The sequence below is a fragment of the Vandammella animalimorsus genome, assembly GCF_002288875.1.
Taxonomy (GTDB): domain Bacteria; phylum Pseudomonadota; class Gammaproteobacteria; order Burkholderiales; family Burkholderiaceae_C; genus Lampropedia; species Lampropedia animalimorsus.
On the sequence record NZ_NTBH01000010.1, the window covers coordinates 65,460 to 88,390 of the forward strand.

Consider the following 22,931-nt stretch of genomic DNA (forward strand, 5'->3'; position numbering starts at 1 on the left):
GTGTGGCCCCCGCCACTGCCCCCGCGCCTGCCTACCCCATGCCTGCCATCTGGGTCATCCTCGTCTCGCTGCTGTATGCCGCCATGCTGTTTGCCGTGGCCTGGCTGGGCGATCGCCATGCCAGCCTGACGCAGCGCGATGGCGTGCGCCCAGTGATCTACAGCCTGGCGCTGGCGGTGTACTGCTCCTCATGGACGTTCTATGGCGCCGTAGGCACGGCCGCGCGCCATGGCCTGGGCTATCTGCCCATTTACCTGGGGCCGATGCTGCTGTTCCTACTGGGCTGGCGCATGCTCGAGCGCCTGGCGCTGGTGGCCGGTCAGCACAACACCGTCTCCATCGCCGATTTCATCGCCTCGCGCTTTGGCCGCGCGCCGCGCCTGGCGGCGCTGGTGGCGCTGATCGCGCTGATTGCCGCCGTGCCCTACCTGGCCTTGCAGTACCAGGCCGTGGTCACCAGCCTGGGCGTGCTCACCGGGCTGGATGCGCGCGGGCAGCGCTGGGGCGACCCGGCCCTGTACGTGGCGGCCATCATGGCCTTGTTTGCCATTTTGTTCGGCACCCGCCAAGTCGATGCCAGCGAGCACCGCCCGGGCCTGATGCTGGCCGTGGCTCTGGAGTCGGTCATCAAGCTGCTGGCCCTGCTGGCCGTGGGCGTGCTGGCGCTGCGCTGGCTGGGCGCGCAGCCGCACAGCGCAGGCCAGGCCATCGCCCAGCTGATCCAGCGCGGCCCGCCCACCGGATTTGTCGCCCAAACGCTGCTGGCCTTTGCCGCCATGATGTGCCTGCCGCGCCAGTTCCACGTGGCCGTGGTGGAGTGCGGCGACGTGGCCGACATCCGCCGCGCGCGCTGGCTGTTTGGCGGCTACCTGCTGCTCATCAGCCTGATGGTGCTGCCCATTGCCGCAGCCGGTCAGGCCCTGTTCCACGCGGCAGGTGCGGTCACGCCGGACAGCTTCGTGCTGGCCCTGCCGCTGTCGCTGGGCCATGAGGGGCTGGCGCTGGTGGCCTACATCGGCGGTTTTTCGGCCGCCACCGGCATGGTCATCGTGGTCAGCGTGGCGCTGTCGAACATGGTCAGCAACGATCTGGTCATGCCCTGGCTGCTGAGGCGCCAGCCGCAGCGCCTGGCCGCAGGCGCGGACACCGCCGCCCTGGTGCTGTGGGTGCGCCGCGCCGCCATCGTGCTGCTGGCGCTGCTGGCCTATGGCTACTCGCGCGGCATGGACGGGCGCATGCCGCTGGCCAGCCTGGGCCTGATGGCCTTTGCCGCCGTGGCCCAGTTTGCCCCGGCGCTGGTGGCCGGGCTGTACTGGCCGGGCGCCAGCCGCCGCGGTGTCGAGGCCGGGCTGCTGGTCGGCTTTGCGCTGTGGGGCTATACGCTGCTGCTGCCCAGCCTGGCTGAGAGCGGCTGGCTGGATACGGCATGGATCGAGCACGGCCCCTGGGGCCAGCAATGGCTGCGCCCCCACCAGCTGCTGGGCAGCAGCGTCGGCCTGGTGCTGGGCAGCGCCGACTGGGACGCCATCACCCACGGCACCTTCTGGTCGCTGCTGGCCAATGCCGCCACGCTGGTGCTGGTGTCGCTGCGCTGGCGCCCCAGCCTGACCGAGCAGATGCAGGCCCAGCCCTTTCTGGCGCCGCAGCACGCGCCGCGCCCTGGCGCAGGCCAGGCGCAGCCGGCCGCCGATCAGCCCGGCGCGCCGCTACAGGCCAGCCGGCTGCGCGTGCGCGATCTGCAGACCGTGGCCAGCCGCATCGTGGGCCAGCGCACCGCCGAGCGCGCCTTTGCCGAGCACGCGCGCCGCCATGCGCTGACGCTCAGCCCCGAGCTGCGCGCCGATGCCCGCTGGCTGCGCCTGACCGAGCTGCTGCTGGCCGGGGCCGTGGGCGCAGCCTCGGCGCGGCTGCTGCTCACGCGCGCGCTGCAGGGCTCGGGCATGGAGCTGGCGGCCATCGTCTCGGTGCTGGACGAGGCCGGCCAGGAGCTGCGTTTTAACCGCGACATCCTGCTGGCCACGCTGGAGCACATCGACCCGGGCGTGAGCGTAGTCGATGCCGAAATGCGCCTGGTGGCCTGGAACCGACGCTACCAGCAGCTGTTCAACTACCCGGCCGGGATGCTGTATGTCGGGCGCAGCGTGGCCGATCTGATCGCCCACAACCTGCGCCACGACCCCCTGGGCCTGGCGCGCGAGCCGGCTCAGCACCTGCCCATCGAGGAGCAGGTGCAAAAACGCATCGCGCTGATGCGCCAGGGGCGCGCCTACACCCTGGTGCGCGAGCTGCGCGACGGGCGCTTCATCGAAATGCGCGGCCACCCACTGCCCAACGGCGGCTACGTCACCAGCTACAGCGACATCAGCGCCTTCAAGCACGCCGAGCGCAAGCTGCGCGACGTCAACGAAACCCTGGAGCAGCGCGTGGCCCAGCGCAGCCGCGAGCTGGCCGCAGCGCACGAATCGCGCTCGCGCTACCTGACGGCCATCAGCCACGACGTGCTGCAGCCCATCCACGCCACAAGGCTGTTCGCCTCCGCGCTGCGCGAGGAGGCGCATCCGGCCCAGATGCGGCAACTGGCCGGGCAGATCGACGCCGCGCTGGGCGCTGCCGAAGACCTGCTCGATGGCGTGCTGGACATCTCGCGCCTGGATGCGGGCGCGCTGCAGCCGGACATCCAGGCCATCGACCTGCACGCTCTGCTGGGCGCACTGCAGCAGCAGTACGCCCCGCTGGCGGCCAAGCGGCAGCTTCAATGGCGGCTGCGCATCAGCGCCCGCCACGGCGCGCCGCTTTGGGTGCGCAGCGACGCGCGGCTGCTGCGCCGCGTGCTGCAGAACTTTGCCGCCAACGCGCTGCGCTACACCCAACATGGCGGCGTGCTGATGACGGCCCGCCCGCGCGGCAGCGCGCTGCTGCTGCAGGTGTGGGACACCGGCCCCGGCATCCCGCCAGCGCACCTGGCGCGCATCTACGACGAGTTTCACCGCTACCAGCAGGTCTTCGACTGGGACGGGCGCGGCCTGGGTCTGGGCCTGTCAATCTGCCAGCGCATCGCCCGGCTGCTGCAGCACCCGCTGCAAGCGCGCTCGACCCTGGGGCGCGGCAGCATGTTCGCCATCACCGTGCCGCTGGTCGGCGGCGCTGCGGCCCAACGCGGCCTGGGCAACACGAGCGCAGCCCCGCGCAGCGCCAGGCCTGCCCTTGCCACGCCCTTCAACCCCTTGCAGGGCATGCAGGTGCTGTGCCTGGACAACAGCCCGGACATCCTGCAAGGCATGCAGGCCCTGCTGGGCCGCTGGGGCATTGCCGTGCACACGGCGCTCAATCTGCAGCAGGCCTTGCAGATCGCCCGCGACACGGCGCTGGATTGTCTGCTGGTGGACTACCACTTGCATGAGCGCCTCGATGGTCTGGCTGCGCTGCAGGCGCTGCGCCAGACCAGGCCCGGCACGCCGGGGGCACTGGTCACGGCCGATGGCAGCGACCAGCTCAAGGCCCAGGCCGCAGCCCATGGCGTGGTGGTGTTGAACAAGCCCATCAAGCCTGCCGCGCTGCGCGCCTTTTTACTGGCGCAGCGCCGCACGGCTGGCTAAGAGCCTGTTCAAAATCTTTGCACGGCGGTCAAGAGAGCGGATTTTGGCGCTCTGCTGCGCCCGCAAAGCCTCGCCATAGCCCCAGCTATGGCTGCGTTTTGCGCCTTGCAGCCCACCCCAAACCGCTTCTTGCCCACTCGCGCCGAGATTTTGAACAGGCTCTGAAAGCCCTGGGGCTCAGCGCTCGCTCAGGCCCCAGCGCTGCGCCAAAGTCACGGCCTCGGTGCGGTTGCTGGCGCCGAGCTTGCGCAGAATGGCCGACATATGGGCTTTGACGGTGGCCTCCGACGTGCCCAACTCATGCGCAATCTGCTTGTTCAAGCGGCCAGCGGCGGCCATTTGCAAGACCTTGGTTTGCTGCGGCGTCAGCCCGGCCAGCGCGCTCGGGCCGGGCTGCGCTGCGCCGGGCGCGGCAGCTTGCAGCGCATCGGGCGGGAACCAGGGCTCACCGTCCAGAATGCCTTGCAACGCCTGCGCCAGCGTGGCCGCATCGGTGGATTTGGGCAGATAGCCCAGCGCGCCCTGCTCCATGGCGCAGCGCATGGTTTGCGCGTCTTCATCGGCCGAGACCACCACCACCGGCAGCTGCGGATGGCGCAGGCGCAGCTGGCGCAGCGCCTCAAAGCCCTGCTGGCCGGGCATGCGCAAGTCCAATAGCAGCAGATCCGCATCGCCGTGCGCCTGGGTTAAGGCATAGAGCTGCTCGGCCGATTCCGCCTCATGGATGCGCGCCTGCGGCCAGATGCGCAGCACCGTGGTGCGCAAAGCGTCGCGAAACAGCGGGTGGTCGTCGGCGATCAGCAGCGTGGGCATGGGCAGTCAGGGGGCGTACATGGTGCCGACCATGATAGAGCGCTTGGCACTGCAGCGGCCTGGGGGCTTTCCCTGCGCAGGGCCCGGCGCGCGATGCTCACGACACGGCGCCGAACAGGTCGTTGAGCGCTTCGGTCATCGACGGATGGGTGTAGATGGCGTCGCGCAGCGCAGTGTAGGGCAGGCCGGCATTGACGGCCATTTGCACGGTGTTGATGACTTCGTGCGCCTCGGGGCACAGCAAGGTGCAGCCCAGCACGCGGCCGCTGCCTTCTTCGACCAGGGCTTTGAGAAAGCCCTCGGTCTGCCCCAGGATGCGGGCCTTGGGCACGGCCGCAGCGGGCAGCTTGACGAGCTGGAACTTCAAGCCCTGCTGGCGGGCCTCGCGCTCGCGCAGGCCGATGTGCGCCAGCGGCGGCGAGGTGAAAACACACGTGGCCCATTGCTTGCGCTGCTCGCGCGAGTGGTAGCTGCCGCCGTCGAGCTGGCCGAGCACGATGCGCTGGTCATCCAGCGAGATGAAGGTGAACTGCGGGCCGCCGTTGATATCGCCCAGCGCCCAGATGTGCGGGTGGCTGGCCTGCAATTGCTCGTTGACCTGGATGAAGCCGCGCTCGTCGGTGGCGATGCCGGCGGCGGGCAAATCCAGATCCGCAGCGGTCGAGGCGCGGCCCGTGGCCAACAGCACGGCCTGGGCCTGCAGCGATTGCTCGGCCCCGCCCTGGCCCTGCTGGTAGTGCAGGCGCACGCCACCATCGCCGCCAGCTTGCTCATCCTGCACGCGCAGCACGCGCGCGCCGGTGAGGATGCGCACGCCGCGCTGTTCGAGCTGGGTGCGCAGGGCGGCGGCCACGTCCTCGTCCTCGCGCGGCAAAAAGGTTTCGGCCCCCTCCAGCAGCGTGACCTGGCTGCCGAACTGCGCCAGCATGCTGGCAAATTCGACGCCAATGAAGCCACCTCCGACGATGGCCAGGCTGGCCGGGCGCTCGGGCAGCTCCATCAGCGTGGTGCTGGTGTAGCAGCGCTGCGACTGCGCCAGCCCTTCGATCGGCGGCAGCGCCGGCACAGTGCCAGTGTTGATGTAGATGCGCTCGGCGCGCACCTGGGTTTGGCCGCCATCGGCCAGCTGCACCGCCACGGTGTGCGGGTCGATGAAACGGGCCTGGCCGGTCAGCAGCGTCAGGCTGGGGTGGCGCGTGAGCGCCTCCTGGTTCTTGGCGCGCAGCGCACCCACCAACTCCTGCTTGGCGGCCAGCGCTTGGGCGTAGGGGTGGCCCAGCTCGGCGCCGTGGATCAGCGTCTTGGTGGGGATGCAGGCCACGTTGATGCACGTGCCGCCGTACATGGCGGCGCTGCGCTCGACCAGCACGACCGACTCGCCACGCGCGGCGAGCTTGCCCGCCAGCGTCTTGCCACCCTTGCCAAAGCCAATAACCAAGTGTTGGGTGTGCTGCATGTACAAGTCTTTCATGAAGTGGGCCATCAGCCCGCTGTGATGCCCACGCCTTTGAACTCGCCGCTGGCGATGCGTTTTTGCCACTCGGCCGGGCCGGTGATGTGGGCGCTGGTGCCGCCGGCGTCCACGGCCACGGTCACGGGCATGTCCACCACGTCGAATTCGTAGATGGCTTCCATGCCCAGGTCCTCGAAGCCCACGACCTTGGCGGTCTTGATGGCCTTGCTCACCAGATAGGCCGCGCCGCCCACGGCCATGAGGTAGGCGCTTTGGTGCTTTTTGATGGCCTCGATGGCGGCCGGGCCGCGCTCGGCCTTGCCGATCATGGCGATCAGGCCGGTTTGCGCCAGCATCATCTCGGTGAACTTGTCCATGCGCGTGGCCGTGGTGGGGCCGGCGGGGCCGACGGCCTCATCGCCCACGGGATCGACCGGGCCGACGTAGTAGATGACGCGGTTGGTGAAGTCCACCGGCAGCGGCTCGCCCTTGGCCAGCATGTCCTGGATGCGCTTGTGCGCGGCGTCGCGGCCGGTGAGCATCTTGCCGCTGAGCAGCAGGGTCTGGCCGGGCTTCCAGCTGGCGACTTGTTCTTTGGTGAGGGTGTTGAGGTCCACGCGCTGGCTTTGCTCGGTGTTGGGCTGCCAGTCCAGCTTGGGCCACAGGTCGATGGAGGGCGGCTCCAGGTGCACGGGGCCAGAGCCGTCGAGCACGAAGTGCGCATGGCGCGTGGCGGCGCAGTTGGGGATCATGGCCACGGGCTTGCTGGCCGCGTGCGTGGGGTACATGGCGATCTTCACGTCCAGCACGGTGGTCAGGCCCCCCAGGCCCTGCGCACCAATGCCCAGGGCGTTGACTTTCTCGTACAGCTCCAGGCGCAGCTCTTCGACCTGGGTGAGCTTCTCGCCACGCGCGGCCTTGGCCTGCAGCTCGTACATGTTCAGGTCTTCCATCAGGCTTTGCTTGGCCAGCAGCACAGCTTTCTCGGCCGTGCCGCCGATGCCGAGGCCCAGCATGCCCGGCGGGCACCAGCCCGCGCCCATGGTGGGCACGGTTTTCAGCACCCAGTCCACCAGCGAGTCGCTGGGGTTGAGCATGACCATCTTGCTCTTGTTCTCGCTGCCGCCGCCCTTGGCGGCCACAGTCACATCCACCGTGTTGCCCGGCACGATCTCGGTGACGATGACGGCCGGCGTGTTGTCGCGCGTGTTCTTGCGCGCGAAGTGCGGGTCGGCCACGACGGAGGCGCGCAGCGTGTTGTCCGGGTGGTTGTAGCCGCGGCGCACGCCTTCGTTGATGGCGTCTTCCAGGCTGCCGGTAAAGCCCCCCCAGCGCACGTCCATGCCCACTTTCAGGAACACGTTGACGATGCCCGTGTCCTGGCAGATGGGGCGGTGGCCGAAGGCGGCCATCTTGCTGTTGGTGAGGATTTGCGCCATCGCATCCTTGGCGGCGGGCGATTGCTCGCGCTCGTAGGCGCGCGCCAGGTGCTGGATGTAGTCGGCCGGGTGGTAATAGCTGATGTATTGCAGCGCGGCGCTGATCGACTCGATCAGCTCGTCTTGGGTAATGGTGGTCATGGCGTGGGGAGGATGGTGAAGGTGCCGCAGACGGCCCTTCTGTTGTTGGAATAGGGGCCGGATTATCGCCGCTGCGCCCCGCACCCTGCCACCCTCGCCCTATCTTCAGCCGCCCTGCACTTCGGCCAGTCGCCCGGCCTCGATGCGCACGCGCATGTCGCAGCGTGCGGCCAGCTCCCGGTCGTGCGTGACCATGACCAGGGTCGTGCCGCGCTCCTGGTTCAGTTGCAGCATCAGCTCCATCACCGCCTGGCCGGTGGCGAAGTCCAGGCTGCCCGTGGGCTCGTCGGCAAACAGCACTTGCGGCTGCACGACGAAGGCGCGCGCCAGCGCCACGCGCTGCTGCTCCCCGCCGGAGAGCACCTTGGGGTAATGCCCCAGGCGCTGGCCCAGGCCAACGCGCTCGAGCATCTGCGCCGCCAGCTGGCGCGCGCCACGCTGCCCGGCCAGCTCCAGCGGCAGCATGACGTTCTCCAGCGCGGTAAGGCTGCCCAGCAGCTGGAAGTTCTGGAACACAAAGCCAGTCTTGCGCGCGCGCAGCGCGGCGCGGGCATCTTCATCGAGGGCAAAAATGTCCTGCCCATCGAGCCAGACGCGACCGCGGCTGGGCGTGTCCAGCCCGGCCAGGATTGACAGCAGCGTACTTTTGCCCGAGCCGGACGCGCCCACGATGGCCACGCTCTTGCGCGACGGAATGCGCAGCCCGATGTCCTGCAGGATGTGCAGCGTGCCGCTGGAGTCCTGCACGGTCTTGTCCAGATGTTCCACCATAATCATCGGCACGGTCGCCGCCGCCTCTGCCGCCACAGCAGGGGGCGCTGCGGCGCTGGTTTCTTCGGAGTTCATAAGGCAATGCATAGGGAAATGCTGAATCGGTTGGTACGCTGGGCCACGGCGGTAGAGGGTCACACGGCCCAAAGGCTTTGCGCGTGGCTGCCGCAGCTGCGCTGGCTTGGTGTGCAGCGGCATGACTGTAGCGCCAAGACGGGCGCGCCAGCCCCAGTGGGCGCACGCAGGCTGCTGGCGCTGCTGCCCGGTGTGCTGGCGCTGCTGGCGCTGCTGCCCGGCCCGCTGGCCGCCCAGCAAGGGCCTGCCGCCAGCGCCACGCCCCAGCCCGCGCGGCTGCTGGTCGTGGGCGACTCCATCAGCGCCGAATACGGCCTGGCGCGCGGCCAGGGCTGGGTGCAGCTGCTCAGCGCCCGGCTGGCAAAGCGGCAGCCACCCATCGAGGTCATCAACGCCAGCATCAGCGGCGAAACCACTGCCGGCGGCCGGACGCGGCTGGCGGCGCTGCTGCAGGCGCATGCGCCGCAGTACCTGCTCATCGCCCTGGGCGGCAACGATGCGCTGCGCGGCCTGCCGCTGCAGAGCACGCGCGAGAACCTGACGGCCATGCTCGATGCCGCACGCCAGGCCCAGGCGCGCGCGCTGCTGGTGGGCATTCAGGTGCCGCCCAACTACGGCGCGCGCTACAGTCAGGAGCTGGCGACGATGTTCCACGAGCTGGGCAAGGCCCATGACGTGCCGCTGGTGCCCTTCATGCTGCAGGCCATTGCCGAGCCAGCCGACCTGGAAAAATACTTTCAGGCCGACCGCATCCACCCCAACGCCGCCGCGCAGCCGCTGATCCTGCAGACCATCTGGCCTACCCTGCAAAGCCTACTGCCGCCACCATGAGCCACGCCGCCTTTGCGTTGCTGGACGATTGCGAGGCCCACCCCGGCCAACCCAGCAGCCGCCTCTACCAACACTGGCACAGCCGCCTGATCTGCACCGATGCCGCCACACTCGATGCCTGGGAACAGCAGCTGCAGCAGGCCCTGGCTGCCGGCCTGCACGCCATCGTACTGGCCGACTACGAATGGGGCCTGCAGTTGCAGGGCCTGCCACATACACCGCCCGAGGGCGCGCCAACGCCCTGTCTGCGCGCCGAGCTGTTTGGCCACATGCAGCAGCTGGACAGGCAGCAGGTCGATGCCTGGCTGGCGGCCCAATGCCGCAGCCACGCCGAGCGCACCGGCCAGGTCAGCGCCCAGGCCCCCAACACGCCCAACACGCCCGACGCCGGCCTGCTGGCCTGGCACGGCAGCCTGGACGCACAGGCCTTCGCGCAGCGCATTGCCCGCATCCACCAGGCCATTGCCTGTGGCGACACCTACCAGATCAATTTCACCTTTGCGCTGCATGGGCGCAGCTGGGGGCAGCCGCTGGCCTTGTACCAGCGGCTGCGCGCGCGCCAGCCCTCGCGCTATGGCGCCTTGCTGCACCTGCCCGCCACTGATGAGGCCCAGGCGCCAGAGCAATGGGTGCTGTCGCTCTCGCCCGAGCTGTTCCTGCGCTGCCAGGGCGGCCGCATCCAGGCGCAGCCCATGAAGGGCACAGCACCAGCCCCCGCAGGCGACGATCCCGCACAGCTGCAGGCCGCCGCCCAGCGGCTGAGCCAGGACGCCAAGAGCCGCGCCGAAAACATCATGATCGTGGACCTGCTGCGCAACGATCTGGGCCGCATCGCCCAGACCGGCAGCGTGCAGGTGCCAGCGCTGTTTGAGGTGCAGCGCAACGGCTGCGTGCTGGGCATGACCAGCACCATCAGCGCCCAGCTGCGCCCTGGCGTGGGCCTGGCGCAGGTGCTGCGCGCCAGCTTTCCCTGTGGCTCCATCACCGGCGCGCCCAAGCGCAAGGCCATGCAGTACATCGACGAGCTGGAGCGCACCAGCCCGCCCACGCCGCGCGGCTTGTACACCGGCGCGTTGGGCTGGGTCGAGCGCTCCGCCCAGGCTGACCCCGCTGCCGACGCCAACGCAGACGCCAGCGGCGCACCCACGCTGGACTTCTGCCTGTCCATCCCCATCCGCACCCTGCAACTGCAAGGCCCGGCCAGCACAGGCCCGGCCCTGCCCAGCCACCATGCCCGGCTGCACGTGGGCGCGGGCATCGTCTGGGACAGCCAAGCCACACAGGAGTGGCAGGAGTGCCAACTCAAGGCCGGCTTTGCCGTGCATGACATGGCCGGCCTGGCCCTGTTCGAGACCATGCTGCTGCCCACACATGCCAGCCTGCCACAGCACTGGGCGCTGCACTGCGAGCGTCTGCAGCGCAGCGCTCAGGCCCTGGGCTTTGCCAGCGATGTGCCTGGCTGGCAGGCGCGCTTGCAGGCCTACATCGCACAGCAGCGCTCCAGCGCTGCGCCCGGCCCCTGGCGGCTGCGCCTGACGCTGCGCCAGGGCGGACAGCTGGACATCGAGCACACCGTGCTGGCCGGGCCCGAGGCCCAGCTGGCCCAACCCGTGGGTTTGCTGCTCAGCCCCCAGCCCAGCCGCGTGCCGGCCTGGCTGCGCCAGCACAAGACCACGCTGCGCCAGGATTACGACGCTGCGCTGCGCCAGGCCATGGCCCAGGGCGCGTTCGACTGCCTGTTCTTCAACGAGCAAGGCCTGCTGACCGAGGGCGCGCGCAGCAACGTCTTCGTGCAACTGGACGACGCCCCCGATGCGCCCTGGCTGACGCCGCCCGTCAGCGACGGCCTGCTGCCCGGCATCCAACGCCAGCTGCTGCTCAACAGCCCCGAATGGCATTGCCAGGAGCGCAGCATCCACCGCCAGGAGCTGCTGGCGGCCAAGCGGGTGCTGGTGTGCAATGCGCTGCGCGGCATCCTGCAGGCCCAGGTGCCGCCGCCGCAGGGCGCAGCGCCCGCGCAACAGACCTTGGGCTGAAGAGCCGGGGCACTCACAAATCAATTGCATGTTGATACACTCATTGCGCCAGCGCGCATGGCGCTGCCCGTTCACACATTCCTGGGAGGAGATCCGCATGCACCAGCCCCGTCTTTCCCTGCTCGCCTGCCTGGCCGCTGCCAGTGTCTTGTTCAGCGCCTGCGGCGGCGGCAATGATGAGCCCAGCCCGCCCCAGCAACCCGGGCCGGGCCACTCCGGCCCGCCGCCAGTCCTCATCAAGCCGCCCATGACTGGCCCCTTGCTGCCTGCGCCCCGCCCCAATCCACCCAGCACCGGCCCACAGCAGCCCGGCGGCGGCCTGCAATTGCCCGAGGGGGTGACGCTGCGCGGCCAGCCCATCTCCAGCGAGCGCGACTACAACGATCTGAGCACACACACGCTGGTGCCGCTGTCCATCACCTTCGCCAACGACAGCCACGAAACCCGGCAGGTGACCATTCCCTCCTGCTTCGTCTTCCTCTCCGGCCAGCAAAGCTACCAAGACGGCCTGAACCTGCAGACCCGCGTCGTCACACTGGCGCCGCGCAGCACCCAAACCGTACTGCTGGGCACCTACTGCCTGAACCTGTACCGCTACGCCCCGCCACCAGGCATCCCCTACAGCCCGGACAGCGTCACTCAGGGCGCAGAACTGCTGCGCGTGTGCCAGGCAGTGAACAACCGCCGCACCCCGCTGGATGCGGCGCAAATGATCCGCGTGCAGCAAATCCTCTGGAACATCACCGACCGCAATGGCATGACCGAGGACGACAAGGCCTGGCTGAACGCGCTGTAAAGAGCGCTGGAGCGCTGTTCACAATCTCAGCCCTATGGGCACAAACTGTTTGGGGTGGACTGCAAGGCAGGCCACCCCTTTTTGTGCATATCGCGTGGCCAGAGCGCCAGTTGTGACCGGCGCGCTGAGCTGAATCGCACTCCCTGGAGAGATTTTGAACAGCCGCCCGGCAATCAGGCCGCGCCCGTCAGCGGCTCGGCAGCGGCATCGCCCTGCTGCCCGGGCTGCGCATGCAGGCGCGCGTACAGCCCCCCGGCAGCCAGCAGCTGGCCGTGGCTGCCTTGCTCGACGATGCGCCCCTGCTCCATGACGACGATGCGGTCGGCGTGCTCGATGGTGGCCAAGCGGTGCGCGATGACCAGCGTCGTGCGCCCCTGCATCAGCCGCTGCAGGGCCTGCTGCACCAGGCGCTCGGACTGGGTATCCAGCGCCGAGGTGGCCTCATCGAGAATCAGCACCGGCGCATCTTTGTAAAGCGCCCGGGCAATGGCCAAGCGCTGGCGCTGACCGCCCGAGAGCTGCGAAGCGTTGTGACCCACGATGGTGTCGATGCCCTGCGGCAGGCTGGCGACAAAATCGCCCAGATTGGCCGCTTCCAGGCAGGCCTGCACGCGCGCCGGATCAGGCTGGCTGCCCAGGGCCACGTTCTCGGCCAGACTGACGTGCAGCATGACCACATCCTGGCTGACGACGGCAAACTGGCGCCGCAGGTCTTCCAGATGCCAATCGGGCAGGGCGTGGCCGTCGAGCAGGATGCGACCGGCCGTGGGCTCGATAAATCGCGGCAGCAGATTGACCAGCGTCGTCTTGCCCGCCCCCGAAGGACCGACCAGGGCCACGACCTGCCCGGCCGGGATATGCAGGCTCACGCCATCGAGCGCCGGCTGCGCCTGGGCAGGGAACTGCACGCCCACGTCCTGCAGCACCAGCTCGCCACGGGCGCGCTCAGCGCGATGCTGGCCGCTGAGCTCCTGCTGGGCCTGATCGAGCAGGCTCAAGCCACGCTCGAGCGCCGCCACGCCGCGCGTGAGGGGATTGGCCACATCGGTCAGACGGCGCATGGGCGCCACCAGCAACAGCATGGCCGTGGCAAAGGCGGTGAAGTCACCCACCGTCCAGTTGACCTGGCCGCTGCGGTTTTGCCACAGGGCAATGCAAATGACGATGGACAGCGAAATGGCCGCCAGGATTTGCGTGGTCGGCGTCATGGCCGCAGAGGCGATGGTGCTTTTCACGGCCAGGCCTTCAAGCCTGCGGCTCAGGCCGGCAAAGCGCTGGTTCTGCTGCTGCTGCGCGCCGTGCAAGCGCACCATGCGGTACGCCAGGGCGTTTTCCTCGACCACATAGGCCAGCTCGTCGGTGGCTTGCTGGCTGAGCTTGGTGACTTTGTAGAGCCGGCGCGAGAGCTGCTTCATGACCCAGGCGATGGCCGGAACCATGACGAACACGATGCAGGTCAGCTGCCAGTTGCGGTAGAGCAAAAAGCCCACCAGCGCCAACAGCGTGAAGCCATCGCGCGACACCCCCAGCAGGGCCTGCACCAGTTGCTGCGCGCCCAGCTGAGTCTCATAGACGATGGTGTTGGCCAGCTTGCTGGCCGAGTGGTCGCGGTACAGCCCCATGTCGGCACGCATGATGCATTCGAACAACAGCGTGCGAATGCGGAACATGCCGTTGTTGGTAATGCGCGCCAGCGAATACTGACCGATGAACTGGGCCATGCCGCGCATCAGGAAGATGCCCACCATGACGAGTGGAATCCACCACAGCGCCAGGCTACTTTCTGTAAAACCCTTATCCAAAATCCGCCCCATTTCCTGCGCCATCAGTGGCTCGGTGATGGCGGCAACGGCCGATGCCAGCACCGCCAGGACCCAGGCCCAGCGGTGTTTGGCAAAGTACGGAGTCAGGCGCTTGAGCCGCTGCCACAGCGGCGGCAAGGCCGCATCGGCGGCGGCAGTGGGCAAGTCCGAAGCGGCAGGCGGCGGGGCCGCAGAGGGGGAGGAACGCATAGGACGGCGATTTTACGGGCCGCGCAGCAGCGCCCCACCTGCGGGCACGGCCGTGCCAAGGCATGCTGGCTCGGCAAAATCCGCGCAGCCCTATTCGGGAAAGGCCCGTGCGCAGTGGCTTTGCGGCACAATCGCCCTGCTTTTACCTTCAGTGGGAGCTGCCCGGGAATGCTCTGCACGAACCCAGCGGCAAGCAGGCGCTGCAATGCCCGCAGACTTTCCCTTGAAACCACAGCCAGAATTTGGCCAGTCCTCGCAGCGTCAGTGTCGAAACGGAAACAGCATGAAGAAGTTTGATTTGCCAGGGCCTACAGGCCAGCTGCTGCAGCCCATGGCAGGCGCAGGTGCATCGCGCCGCCAGGCCCTGGCTGCACTGCTGGCCACTGGTGTCGCCCCACAATTGCTGGCCCAGCAAGGGCCGCGGGTAGACATCAGCGGTCGCAACCGCCAATACCCCATTGCCATCGCCAGCTTCCGAGGCGAAGCGCAGGCGCCGCAGCGCGTGGCCGAAATCGTGCGCGCTGACCTGGAGCGCAGCGGTTTTTTCCGCAGCATTGACGCCTCCGGCCAAGCACTCGACGAGCTCTCTCGCCCTGACATGAACGCCTGGCGCGAGCGCGCCGCTGGCTGGCTCAGCGCCGGCAGCGTCAACCGTCAGGCCGATGGCCGCTTCGATGTGCGCTTTCGCCTCTGGGACGTGGTGCGCGGCGAAGACCTGGGCGGGCAAAGCTACGTTGTGCCCCCTGCCGACCTGCGCCTGGCAGCGCACCGCATCGCCGACTTCATCTACGAGAAGATCACCGGCAAGCCCGGCATTTTCTCGACCCGCATTGCCTACGTCACCAAAGCCGGGCGCTACTCGCTGTGGGTGGCCGACTCCGACGGCGAAAACGCCCAGGCGGCCCTGACCAGCCCCGAGCCCATCATCTCGCCGGCCTGGTCGCCCGACGGCCGGCAGCTGGCCTATGTGTCGTTCGAGTCGCGCAAGCCGGTCGTTTACACGCACGACGTGGCCAGCGGCCGCCGGCGCCTGCTGGCCAACTTCCGCGGCTCCAACAGCGCACCCACCTGGTCGCCCGATGGCAGCCGGCTGGCCGTGACGCTCACGCGCGATGGCGGCTCGCAGCTCTACACCATCAGCGCCAGCGGCGGCGAGCCCAGCCGCATCATGCAAAGCGCCGGCATCGACACCGAACCGGATTTCTCCTCTGACGGGCAGTTCATTTACTTCGTCAGCGACCGCGGCGGCTCGCCCCAGATCTACCGCGTGGGCAGCCGCGGCGGAGCGGCCCAACGCGTGACCTTCAGCGGCAGCTACAACATCTCGCCCTCGATCAGCCCCGATGGCAAATACCTGGCCTTCGTCTCGCGCACCGGCGGCGGCTACCGCCTGCACGTCATGGACCTGGCCGGCGGCGGCGTACAAGCCGTCACCGACACCAATGCCGACGAAAGCCCCAGCTTCTCCCCCAACAGCGAGCTGCTGCTGTACGCCACCCGCCAAGGCGGCGCCAGCGCACTGATGACCTGCACAGTTGACGGCAGCGTCAAGGTGCGCCTGGCTGCCAAGGGCGGCGAGATCCGCGAACCGGCCTGGGGGCCACTGCTGCGCTGACATTGCGCCCAACGCTGAAAACAACCACACGCTTGGCAGCGAGCTGCCAGCGCCCCTGAACGATGCAAACTTTCGGCGCACACGCGCTTTCTTGAGGAGTGAAACCATGCTGACAATCAAAAAAACCCTTTCCTACGGCGCACTGGCAGCAGCCATCGCCCTGGCAGGCTGCAGTTCCAAAACCAAGCTGGATGACCAAGCCAACGCCGGCACGGGCGTGCCCACCACCAGCGGCCAGTACGACCCCAACCAAGGCAGCCAAAGCCGCATCGAAGGGCTCGACATCCCCGTCTCCTCGGTGCCCGGCGAAGGCCCGGTCAACGTCTCGCACGTCATTTACTTCGATTTCGACAGCTACACCGTCAAGCCCGAATACCAATCGACCCTGCAGGCCCATGCCGACTTCCTGCGCGCCCAGGGCGGCATGAGCGTGGCCCTGGAAGGCCACACCGATGAACGCGGCGGCCGCGAATACAACCTGGCGCTGGGCCAGCGCCGTGCTGAGGCCGTGCTGCAGACCCTGGGCGTGCTGGGCGTACCCACGGCCCGCGTCGAGGCCGTCAGCTACGGCAAGGAAAAGCCCAAGGCCATGGGCCACAGCGAGGAAGCCCACGCTGAAAACCGCCGCGTAGAGATTCGCTACAACAAGTGAGCCTGCCATGACCCAAGGACGACCCGTGCTTCCATTCCCGAGCGCTGACCACAGCGCCAGCGCCCCAGCGCGCGCGCGGCGCTGGAGCGCCGCCGCAGCGCGCTGCGCCAGTCTGGCTGGCGCAGCAGCTCTGCTGCTGCCCAGCGCCGCCCATGCCCTGTTCGAGGACGGCGACGCCCGGCGGGCCATTCTGGATTTGCGCAGCCGGGTCGAACAGCTGCAGTTGGTGGATCAGAACACCAGCTCGGAGATCCAGCAACTGCGCTCCAGCCTGCTGGAGCTGCAGGGCCAGATCAGCACGCTGCGCAATGAAATCGCCCATCTGCGCGGCCAGAATGAAGAATTGGGCCAAAGCCTGCAACAAGCCCAATCGCGGCTCAAGCAGTTCGAGCCGCGCCCTGTGCAAATCGACGGCGGCAGCTTCCAGGCCCAGCCGGCTGAACAACAGGCTTTCGAAGCCGCTTTGGACTTGCTGCGCAAAGGCCAGTACGCCAACGCACGCGATGCTTTCAGCCAATTCATTGGCCAGTACCCCAGCAGCGGCTACCTGCCATCGGCGCAGTTCTGGCTGGGCAATTCGCTGTATGCCACACGCGAATACCAGCGCGCCATCGACACCTTCAACGCCATGCTCAGGCAAGCGCCGCAGCATGAGCGAGCGCCCGATGCCGCGCTGGCCATCGCCAATTCGCAGATCGAGCTCAAGAACGTCGCCGCCGCACGCAAAACACTGCAGAACCTGGTGGCCACCTACCCGGACTCCAACGCTGCCAGCGATGCCAAGGAGCGCCTGGCGCGCCTGCGTTAAGCAGCTGTTTTCCTTTTTCGCGCGCGGCACTGCCGCGCGTTGTTTTTTCCGCCCCGTCGCCCGTGCCCACAGCCTCTCCCACAACCGTCAACCTGACCAGCCCCCAGCCTGACCTGGCACGCCGCTTTGGCGGCATGCAGCGCCTGTATGGGCTGGACGGCGCTGCGCGCCTGGCCGGCGCCCACGTCGCCATCGTGGGCATTGGCGGTGTGGGCTCCTGGGCCGCCGAAACCCTGGCGCGCAGCGGTGTGGGCCAGCTCACGCTGATCGACCTGGACAACGTGGCCGAATCCAACATCAACCGCCAGGTGCACGCCCTGACCGAGACCATCGGCCAGCCCAAGGTGCTGGCCATGCAGGCGCGCATCGCGCAGATCAATCCAGCCTGCCAGGTGCATGGCGTCGAGGACTTTCTCAGCGCCGACAACGTCCACCAGCTACTGGGCGCAGGCGACCTGGATGCGGCCATCGACGCCTGCGACCAGATCGGCGCCAAGGCCGCCGTGGCCTGTCACATGCGCCAGCGCCAGCTGCCCTTCATCATCGTGGGCGCAGCGGGCGGGCGCGTGCAGGCCCAGCAGGTGGAAATCGACGATCTGGGCCGGCTGACTCACGACCCACTGCTGGCTCGCCTGCGCCAACAGCTGCGCAAGCGCCACGGCTTTGCCGGCGCCGGCCAGCGTATGCAGGTGCCCTGCGTCTTCAGCCGCGAACCCGTGCGCCGCGCCGACGCCAGCTGCGGCCTGCAGCAGGAAGGCTCGCTCAACTGCGCCGGCTACGGCTCCTCCATGGCCGTCACCGCCACCTTCGGCGCTGTGGCCTCCGGCTGGATCATGAATGCACTGGTTCAGACAGAAAAAAATAAAAACTGCACACAACAAGCCAAACCGTCAAAAAACTCATGCTAGAATCACGGCTTTCGCATCGCATGCTTCTTCAGATGCTGAAGACGATACCAAAGGCAGCAAGCGCCGCTGTGTATCTGGCATGCAATGAGGCGGGTCGTTAGCTCAGCTGGTAGAGCAGCGGACTTTTAATCCGTTGGTCGCAGGTTCGAATCCTGCACGACCCACCAAAATTTCCAGAGGGTTACAGCACAATCGGGCTGTAACCCTTTTTTGTTTGGCCGCTTGTCCTGCAACTGCGCCAAAGGCTAGGGGTTGTTGAGATTGGGTTTGCGAAGCGGTTTTTCGAGGCAAAAGTCGCAAATGCAAGGCGAAAACGCACGCAAGGCCTGGATGCCTTGCAAGCGTTTTCAACGCGGCAGTTGCGGGTTTTTGACCGAAAACACCGCCGCAATATTCAATCTCAACAGCCCCTTGCGCAGGCTGTGCGGCCATCGACTGCCAGCACCCCAAAAGAGGCCTGCATGTTTCACTGGATCGAAAAGTCCCCAAAAGCATTGGACAACGGCGGCATCATTGCCCCAGATGAGCGCCTGCCCTGGCCGCAAACCGGCATCATGGGCCTGCAGCACGTCATCGCCATGTTCGGCTCGACCATTCTGGCGCCGATTCTCATGGGCTTCGACCCCAACATCGCCGTGCTCATGAGCGGTATCGGTACGCTGATCTTCTTTCTGATCACCGGCGGCAAAGTGCCCAGCTACCTGGGTTCGAGCTTTGCCTTCATCGCCGTGGTTGTGGCCGCTACGGGCTATCCCGGCAGTGGGGCCAACGCCAACATTGGCCTGGCGCTGGGCGGCATTGTCATGTGCGGTCTGATCTACACCCTCATCGGTGCGGTCGTGCACGCCATCGGCACAGGCTGGATCGAGCGCCTGATGCCGCCGGTGGTCACTGGCGCCATCGTGGCCGTCATCGGCCTGAACCTGGCGGCCATTCCGATCAAGAACATGGCCAGCAACAACTTCGAGAGCTGGATGCAGGCCCTGACCTTCGTTTGCGTGGCCCTGGTGGCCGTGTTCACTCGCGGCATGCTGCAACGCCTGCTGATTCTGGTCGGGCTGATCATCGCCAGCCTGTGCTACATCGCCCTGACCAACGGCCTGGGCCTGGGCAAGCCAGTGGATTTCAGCGGCATCGCCAATGCCGCCTGGTTCGGCCTGCCCAGCCTGACTGCCCCGATTTTCGACAGCAAGGCCATGCTGCTGATCGCCCCGGTGGCCATCATCCTGGTGGCCGAAAACCTGGGCCACATCAAGGCCGTCACCGCCATGACCGGGCGCAACATCGACCAGTACATGGGCCGGGCCTTCATCGGCGATGGCGTGGCCACCATGGTCAGCGGCAGCGTGGGCGGCACCGGCGTGACCACCTATGCCGAGAACATCGGCGTCATGGCCGCCACGCGCATCTACTCCACGGCCATCTTCCTCGTGGCCGCCGCTGCAGCCATTCTGCTGGGCTTTTCGCCCAAGTTCGGCGAGGTGATCCGCGCCATTCCGGTTCCGGTCATGGGCGGCGTCTCCATCGTGGTGTTCGGCCTGATCGCCATCGCCGGAGCCAAGATCTGGGTCGACAACCGCGTGGACTTCTCCCAGAACAAAAACCTGCTGGTGGCAGCCATCACGCTGATCCTGGGCACGGGCGATTTCACGCTGCACTTTGGCAGCTTCGCCATGGCCGGCATCGGCACCGCCACCTTCGGTGCCATTGCGCTGTACGCCCTGCTCAACCGCGCCGAGCCCGGCCCACGCCAGGACAGGCCCTGAACCACCTCCCACCATGGCCCCTGCCCTGGCCGCCGCCGTGACAGCCTGGGCATCGACTGCGGCCATGGCGGACGCGGCCTGCGGCACAATCGACGCCGCAGCACGCCGTGTTGCCTCACGCCGTCCCCCTCTTGCAAAGGCCCTTGCCCATGACCCGGGTTTTGATGATCGACAACTACGACAGCTTCACCTACAACATCGTGCAGTACTTTGGTGAGCTCGGTGCCGAGGTGGGCGTCTTTCGCAACGATGAGATCGACCTGGCCGGCATCGAGGCCTGGGCTCCGCAGCGGTTGGTGATCTCACCTGGCCCTTCATCACCCGCACAGGCGGGCATTTCCGTAGCGGCCATCCAGCATTTCGCAGGCCAGCTGCCGATTCTGGGCGTGTGCCTGGGCCACCAGAGCATTGGCGCAGCCTTTGGCGGCCAGATCGTGCGCGCTCAGCAGCTCATGCACGGCAAGACCAGCGTCATCATCACCGACGAGCGCGGCGTATTCGCAGGCCTGCCGCGGCAATTCACCGTCAACCGCTACCACTCGCTGGCCATCGAGCGCAGCAGCCTGCCCGATGTGCTGGAAATCTCCGCCCGGACCGAGGACGGTGAAATCATGGGTGTGCGCCACCGCACGCTGTCCATCGAAGGGGTGCAGTTCCATCCCGAGTCCATCCTCACAGAGCACGGCCACGCCATGCTGCGCAACTTCCTCAACAGGCCCTGGCAGCCAGCATGAATCCGGGCGTGCGTCATCTGTTTGTCAAAAAACCCTTTTACATTTCGCTCCGTGGCTTCCATCGCGCTCAACAACATCAATAAGCACTGGGGCGCAACGCACGCGCTCTCGGACATCAACCTGCAGATCGACTCGGGCAGCTTCTGCGTCTTCCTCGGCCCCTCGGGCTGCGGCAAATCGACCACGCTGCGCATCATCGCCGGGCTGGAGACGGCCAGCAGCGGCAGCGTGTATATCGACGGGCGCGACGTGACCCATTTGCCGCCCTCGCAGCGCGGCATTGCCATGGTGTTCCAGAACTACGCGCTGTTTCCGCACCTGACGGTGGCCGACAACATCACCTTCGGCCTGCAAGTGCGCAAGCTGCCCGCCGCCGAGCGCCAGCGCCGCCTGCAGGAGACCGCAGCCTTGCTGGGTCTGAGCCACTTGCTCGAGCGCCGGCCCGGCCAGCTCTCTGGCGGGCAGCAGCAGCGCGTGGCCCTGGGCCGGGCTCTGGTGGCGCAAGCCAAGGTGTGCCTGATGGACGAGCCGCTCTCGAATCTGGATGCGCAGCTGCGCCAAGACATGCGCCGCGAACTGCGCGAACTGCAGCGCCAGTTGGGGCTGACGGTGATCTACGTCACGCACGATCAAGCCGAGGCCATGAGCATGGCCGACCAGGTGGTGCTGCTCAACGGCGGCCGCATCGAACAAGCGGCCAGCGCGCGCGAGCTGTATGCCCGCCCGGCCAGTACCTTTGCGGCACGTTTCATTGGCACCCCGCCGATGAACTTGCTGGCGCTGGAGCAGGGCCGCATTGCCGGCAGCGATGTACTCACCACACTGCCTGCCACTGCCACCCATTTGGGCGTGCGCCCCGAAGCCGTCACAGCCCACCCGGCCGGTACGCTTGGCACCGTGGCCGCAAGCATTACCAACACCGAATACCTCGGGGCTGATCTGGTGCTGGCCTGCGCCGTTGGCAGCCAAAACCTGTTAGTGCGCGCCGATGGCCGTTTGCCTGCCGAACCGGGCGCCACCGTGGGCCTGGCCTGGGCGCCCGAGGATGCACACGCTTTTGACGAGCGCGGCCTGCGCCTGTAGCCCTGCAGCGGCGCGCGCCCTGTCTGCGCTTTCCCCTTTTCATCCGACCAAGGAGATCGATTCATGCTGAGAAAGACCTTTTTGCGCCGCAGCGCGGCCTTTGTGGCGGCGGCCCTGGCCGGCGCGCTGCTCGGCGGCGGCGCTGCGCAAGCACAGGCTCAGGTTGAAGTGCCGTTCTACTTCCCCGTGGCCGTGGGCGGGCCCATCACCAAGATCATCGACGGCTATGCCGCCGACTTCATGAAAGAGCACCCCGGCATCCTGGTCAAGCCGATTTATGCTGGTACTTACCAAGAAACCATCGTCAAGGCGCTGACCGCGCACAAGTCGGGCACGCCTCCGGTGACTTCGGTGCTGCTGTCCACCGACATGTTCACGCTGATCGACGAGGACGCCATCGTGCCCTTTGACGACTTCGCCAAGAGCGAGGCCGAACAGCAATGGCTCAAGGGCTTTTATCCGGCCTTCATGCTCAACAGCCAAACCGGCGGCAAGACCTGGGGCGTGCCCTTCCAGCGCTCTACCGTGGTGATGTACTGGAACAAGCAGGCCTTCAAGGAAGCCGGGCTGGACCCTGAGCAGCCGCCCACCACCTGGGCCGAGCTCAAGGACATGGCCGCCAAGCTGACGAAGAAGGACGCCTCCGGCAAAGTCACCCAATACGGCGTGCAAATCCCATCCAGCGGCTTTCCGTACTGGCTGTTCCAAACACTCTCGACCACCAATGGCGTGATCCTGGCCAACGACACAGGCAACCAGGTGCGCTTTGACGACCCCAAGGTGATCGAGGCGCTGCAATACTGGGTGGATCTGGGCAAAAGCGGCGTGCATCCGCAGGGCGTGGTCGAGTGGGGCACCACGCCCAAGGACTTCTTTGAGCAGAAGGCCGCCATCATCTACACCACCACCGGCAACCTGACCAACATCCGCAACAATGCCCCGTTCGAATTTGGCGTGGCCATGATCCCAGGCAATGCGCGCAAGGGCTCGCCCACAGGCGGTGGCAATTTCTATCTGTTCAAGAAGTCCACGCCTGAGCAGCAAAAGGCCGCCTTCCAATTCATCCACTGGATGACCCAGCCCGAGCGCGCCGCGCAGTGGAGCATTGACACGGGCTATGTGGCCACCAGCGCCGCCGCCTACGACACGCCACAGCTCAAGCAATACACGGCCGACTTCCCGCCCGCCCTGGTCGCGCGCGACCAACTGCCGCACGCCGTGGCCGAGTTCTCCACACACGACAACCAGCGCGTGACCAAGGCCCTCAACGACGGCCTGCAGGCAGCCCTGACAGGCACCAAGACGCCCGAGCAGGCCATGAAGGACGCCCAGCGCGAAGCCACCCGCCTGCTGCGCGGCTACCAGTAACCACCAGCACAGGCGCGCGCCCTTTCCGCGCACG

The 22,931-nt window shown here is 67.2% G+C and carries 17 protein-coding genes and 1 tRNA gene; 13 read left to right on the plus strand and 5 right to left on the minus strand.

All coding sequences use genetic code 11. The features are described 5' to 3' along the window. The first annotated feature begins 38 nt into the window (after positions 1 to 38). On the plus strand, positions 39 to 3,596 hold the full coding sequence (locus CLI93_RS12890) for a hybrid sensor histidine kinase/response regulator (protein WP_095995975.1): 3,558 nt from the start codon (positions 39 to 41) through the stop codon (positions 3,594 to 3,596). 177 nt (positions 3,597 to 3,773) lie between these two features. On the opposite strand, the gene CLI93_RS12895 is transcribed toward CLI93_RS12890, so the two are convergent. From CLI93_RS12895 to CLI93_RS12910, 4 genes are all read right to left on the minus strand, one after another. Further along, the gene (locus tag CLI93_RS12895; RefSeq protein ID WP_095539761.1) at positions 3,774 to 4,409 is read right to left on the minus strand and encodes a response regulator transcription factor; all 636 of its coding nucleotides are present in this window, start codon (positions 4,407 to 4,409) and stop codon (positions 3,774 to 3,776) included. Positions 4,410 to 4,506: 97 nt separating this feature from the next. After that, positions 4,507 to 5,880: an FAD-dependent oxidoreductase gene (locus CLI93_RS12900; protein ID WP_238945905.1), complete on the minus strand. Its 1,374-nt coding sequence runs from the start codon at positions 5,878 to 5,880 to the stop codon at positions 4,507 to 4,509. Positions 5,881 to 5,891: 11 nt separating this feature from the next. Next, positions 5,892 to 7,442 (minus strand): fumarate hydratase, encoded by a 1,551-nt coding sequence (locus CLI93_RS12905; protein ID WP_095543293.1) that lies wholly within the window; start codon positions 7,440 to 7,442, stop codon positions 5,892 to 5,894. 105 nt (positions 7,443 to 7,547) lie between these two features. Next, entirely contained in the window at positions 7,548 to 8,219 is a 672-nt protein-coding gene (locus tag CLI93_RS12910) for an ABC transporter ATP-binding protein (RefSeq protein WP_238944887.1), read from the minus strand. A gap of 87 nt (positions 8,220 to 8,306) precedes the next feature. On the opposite strand from CLI93_RS12910, the gene CLI93_RS12915 reads away from it, so the two are divergent. From CLI93_RS12915 to CLI93_RS12925, 3 genes are all read left to right on the plus strand, one after another. Then, a complete protein-coding gene (locus CLI93_RS12915; protein WP_095543295.1) occupies positions 8,307 to 9,119 on the plus strand; it encodes an arylesterase in 813 nt (270 codons plus the stop codon). After that, positions 9,116 to 11,155, plus strand: coding sequence for a bifunctional chorismate-binding protein/class IV aminotransferase (locus CLI93_RS12920; RefSeq protein WP_095995972.1), 2,040 nt, complete (start codon positions 9,116 to 9,118; stop codon positions 11,153 to 11,155). Before CLI93_RS12915 ends, CLI93_RS12920 begins: the two co-directional genes overlap by 4 nt. A 97-nt stretch (positions 11,156 to 11,252) precedes the next feature. Continuing rightward, a complete protein-coding gene (locus CLI93_RS12925; protein WP_143327012.1) occupies positions 11,253 to 11,951 on the plus strand; it encodes a hypothetical protein in 699 nt (232 codons plus the stop codon). Between the two features lie 173 nt (positions 11,952 to 12,124). On the opposite strand, the gene msbA is transcribed toward CLI93_RS12925, so the two are convergent. Beyond that, positions 12,125 to 13,963 carry a lipid A export permease/ATP-binding protein MsbA gene (gene msbA / locus CLI93_RS12930; RefSeq protein WP_095543298.1) on the minus strand — a complete coding sequence of 613 codons (1,839 nt, stop codon included), beginning with the start codon at positions 13,961 to 13,963 and terminating at the stop codon, positions 12,125 to 12,127. A 331-nt stretch (positions 13,964 to 14,294) separates the two neighbouring features. Here msbA and tolB point away from each other — a divergent pair, with 331 nt between their 5' ends. The 9 genes from tolB to CLI93_RS12975 all read left to right on the plus strand — a co-directional run bounded on the left by tolB (position 14,295) and on the right by CLI93_RS12975 (position 22,897). Then, complete coding sequence (tolB, locus tag CLI93_RS12935) at positions 14,295 to 15,578, plus strand: Tol-Pal system beta propeller repeat protein TolB (protein ID WP_095543320.1); 1,284 nt, start codon at positions 14,295 to 14,297, stop codon at positions 15,576 to 15,578. 106 nt (positions 15,579 to 15,684) lie between these two features. After that, a complete protein-coding gene (gene pal / locus CLI93_RS12940) occupies positions 15,685 to 16,230 on the plus strand; it encodes a peptidoglycan-associated lipoprotein Pal (protein ID WP_095543299.1) in 546 nt (181 codons plus the stop codon). Between the two features lie 7 nt (positions 16,231 to 16,237). After that, a complete protein-coding gene (ybgF, locus tag CLI93_RS12945) occupies positions 16,238 to 17,038 on the plus strand; it encodes a tol-pal system protein YbgF (protein WP_095543300.1) in 801 nt (266 codons plus the stop codon). A 134-nt stretch (positions 17,039 to 17,172) separates the two neighbouring features. Then, the gene (locus CLI93_RS12950) at positions 17,173 to 17,946 is read left to right on the plus strand and encodes a tRNA threonylcarbamoyladenosine dehydratase (RefSeq protein WP_095543321.1); all 774 of its coding nucleotides are present in this window, start codon (positions 17,173 to 17,175) and stop codon (positions 17,944 to 17,946) included. Positions 17,947 to 18,037: 91 nt separating this feature from the next. After that, a tRNA-Lys gene (locus CLI93_RS12955) sits at positions 18,038 to 18,113 on the plus strand. Positions 18,114 to 18,407: 294 nt separating this feature from the next. Continuing rightward, a complete protein-coding gene (locus CLI93_RS12960) occupies positions 18,408 to 19,712 on the plus strand; it encodes a solute carrier family 23 protein (protein ID WP_095543301.1) in 1,305 nt (434 codons plus the stop codon). Between the two features lie 149 nt (positions 19,713 to 19,861). Then, positions 19,862 to 20,446 (plus strand): anthranilate synthase component II, encoded by a 585-nt coding sequence (locus CLI93_RS12965; protein ID WP_095543302.1) that lies wholly within the window; start codon positions 19,862 to 19,864, stop codon positions 20,444 to 20,446. Positions 20,447 to 20,497: 51 nt separating this feature from the next. Next, positions 20,498 to 21,529, plus strand: coding sequence for an ABC transporter ATP-binding protein (locus CLI93_RS12970; RefSeq protein WP_095543303.1), 1,032 nt, complete (start codon positions 20,498 to 20,500; stop codon positions 21,527 to 21,529). Between the two features lie 63 nt (positions 21,530 to 21,592). Then, on the plus strand, positions 21,593 to 22,897 hold the full coding sequence (locus CLI93_RS12975; RefSeq protein WP_095543304.1) for an ABC transporter substrate-binding protein: 1,305 nt from the start codon (positions 21,593 to 21,595) through the stop codon (positions 22,895 to 22,897). The last annotated feature ends 34 nt before the right edge of the window (positions 22,898 to 22,931 follow it).

Coding starts and splice junctions, on each gene's coding strand:
- CLI93_RS12925 (WP_143327012.1), top strand. CDS start 11,253: ATGCACCAGCCCCGTCTTTCCCTGCTCGCCTGCCTGGCCGCTGCCAGT.
- CLI93_RS12920 (WP_095995972.1), top strand. CDS start 9,116: ATGAGCCACGCCGCCTTTGCGTTGCTGGACGATTGCGAGGCCCACCCC.
- tolB (WP_095543320.1), top strand. CDS start 14,295: ATGGCAGGCGCAGGTGCATCGCGCCGCCAGGCCCTGGCTGCACTGCTG.
- pal (WP_095543299.1), top strand. CDS start 15,685: ATGCTGACAATCAAAAAAACCCTTTCCTACGGCGCACTGGCAGCAGCC.
- CLI93_RS12910 (WP_238944887.1), bottom strand. CDS start 8,219: ATGATTATGGTGGAACATCTGGACAAGACCGTGCAGGACTCCAGCGGC.
- CLI93_RS12960 (WP_095543301.1), top strand. CDS start 18,408: ATGTTTCACTGGATCGAAAAGTCCCCAAAAGCATTGGACAACGGCGGC.
- CLI93_RS12900 (WP_238945905.1), bottom strand. CDS start 5,880: ATGAAAGACTTGTACATGCAGCACACCCAACACTTGGTTATTGGCTTT.
- CLI93_RS12965 (WP_095543302.1), top strand. CDS start 19,862: ATGACCCGGGTTTTGATGATCGACAACTACGACAGCTTCACCTACAAC.
- CLI93_RS12895 (WP_095539761.1), bottom strand. CDS start 4,409: ATGCCCACGCTGCTGATCGCCGACGACCACCCGCTGTTTCGCGACGCT.
- ybgF (WP_095543300.1), top strand. CDS start 16,238: ATGACCCAAGGACGACCCGTGCTTCCATTCCCGAGCGCTGACCACAGC.
- CLI93_RS12950 (WP_095543321.1), top strand. CDS start 17,173: ATGCAGCGCCTGTATGGGCTGGACGGCGCTGCGCGCCTGGCCGGCGCC.
- CLI93_RS12905 (WP_095543293.1), bottom strand. CDS start 7,442: ATGACCACCATTACCCAAGACGAGCTGATCGAGTCGATCAGCGCCGCG.
- CLI93_RS12915 (WP_095543295.1), top strand. CDS start 8,307: ATGCTGAATCGGTTGGTACGCTGGGCCACGGCGGTAGAGGGTCACACG.
- msbA (WP_095543298.1), bottom strand. CDS start 13,963: ATGCGTTCCTCCCCCTCTGCGGCCCCGCCGCCTGCCGCTTCGGACTTG.
- CLI93_RS12975 (WP_095543304.1), top strand. CDS start 21,593: ATGCTGAGAAAGACCTTTTTGCGCCGCAGCGCGGCCTTTGTGGCGGCG.
- CLI93_RS12890 (WP_095995975.1), top strand. CDS start 39: ATGCCTGCCATCTGGGTCATCCTCGTCTCGCTGCTGTATGCCGCCATG.